Origin of the sequence: Vibrio genomosp. F10 str. 9ZD137 (assembly GCF_049974785.1) — a bacterium.
Taxonomy (GTDB): domain Bacteria; phylum Pseudomonadota; class Gammaproteobacteria; order Enterobacterales; family Vibrionaceae; genus Vibrio.
This window is the reverse complement of the sequence record NZ_JBNGCJ010000556.1, coordinates 1-1,634: the sequence shown is the minus strand read 5'-3', so window position 1 is coordinate 1,634 and position 1,634 is coordinate 1. Positions and strand designations below refer to the sequence as shown.

Annotated in this window: 2 protein-coding genes; both read left to right on the top strand. The window is 48.5% G+C overall.

Translation table 11 applies throughout. From position 1 onward, the window contains the following. Nucleotides 1-646, top strand: a 646-nt coding sequence (locus tag ACP45E_RS13590) for a PrpF domain-containing protein (protein ID WP_277815705.1), incomplete at its 5' end; no start/stop codon positions are given. 27 nt (nucleotides 647-673) lie between these two features. Further along, nucleotides 674-1,634, top strand: a 961-nt coding sequence (locus ACP45E_RS13585) for an AMP-binding protein (RefSeq protein ID WP_141707336.1), incomplete at its 3' end; no start/stop codon positions are given.

Below are 1,634 nucleotides of genomic sequence, written 5' to 3'. Positions count from 1 at the left end.
GAATCCATCAGACGGGAGTGGATCGATGTTTCCAACCGGAAACCTGATTGATGAACTTGTCGTGCCCGACGTTGGGACATTTAATGCAACGTTCATAAACGCGGGTATCCCGACAATTTTTGTTGATGCAGAATCACTCGGTTACACCGGAACAGAAAGCCAAGAAGTGATCAATGGCGATGAAAAAGCATTGGGGATGTTTGAATCCATAAGAGCGCATGGTGCACTAAGAATGGGGTTGATTGACGATATTGAAGAAGCGAAATCAAGACAACACACTCCCAAAGTGGCGTTTGTCAGCCCAGCCAAAACCTACCTCAGCTCGAGCGGAAAAACCGTCGATTGCGATGATATTGATGTGGTTGTGCGTGCGCTTTCTATGGGAAAACTCCATCACGCTATGATGGGAACAGCAGCGGTGGCCATCGCTTCGGCTGCTTGTGTGCAAGGTACGTTGGTTAATCTTGCGGCTGGAGGAAACAAGAGAGAATCCGTTACATTTGGTCACCCATCTGGCGTATTAAAGGTAGGCGCGAAAGCAAGCCATGGGCGACAAGGGTGGACGGTTGATAGGGCGACCATGAGTCGAAGTGCCCGCGTATTGATGGAAGGGAAAGTGTGTGTCCCTTTTAGCACCTCACATTAACACTGTTTTTCATGGAGGAAACAGGGCATGTCTAAGAATGATAAAACTCAACATATAAAATCGGCCTATCAAGAAGAGTATCAATGGTCACAAACGGACCCAACATCGTTTTGGGGCACTCAGGCGAAAAATATCGACTGGTTTGAGCCACCTAAAACGGTGCTTGAATCCGATGAAAATGGTATCGAACGATGGTTTCCTGATGGAATCTTAAACACCTGCTGGCTAGCGCTTGATTATCACTGCGAGAATGGACGAGGCGAGAAAGCCGCGTTAATTTATGATTCTCCAGTGACGGGAACACAGCGAGAATATACGTATTTAGAAATGCGTAACCAAGTTGCAAAAGTTGCGGGCATGTTAGCTGAGCAAGGAGTGTCGAAGGGCGATCGTGTGGTTATTTATATGCCTATGATTCCAGAAGCAGCAATGGCAATGCTAGCCTGCGCAAGACTTGGGGCGATTCACTCGGTTGTGTTTGGTGGGTTTGCACCGAGCGAGTTAGCGGTTCGAATAGAAGATGCGGAACCTAAGGTGGTGATCACGGCTTCTTGCGGAATCGAGATCAACAAAGTGCTGCCTTATAAGCCTCTCGTAGACCGGGCGATTATGGACAGTCGCTGGAAACCTGAAAAAGTTGTGGTCGTTCAACGAGAGCAATGTCTCGCGGAATTGAACTCAGAACGAGACATTGATTGGGCCAACAGTGTAGATCAAGCGCTCCCTCAAGCGTGCGTGCCTGTTTTGGCAACCGATCCTCTTTACATTCTTTATACCTCAGGAACCACGGGCAAACCGAAAGGCGTTGTTCGCGATAACGGTGGGCACGCTGTCGCAATGAAGTATTCCATGAGTACGATTTATGACATGCCCCAAGATGGCGTTTTTTGGGCGGCCTCTGACGTAGGTTGGGTGGTTGGTCACTCATACATTGTGTATGCACCGCTTATTCACGGGTGTACCAGCATTCTATTTGAAGGGAAGCCGG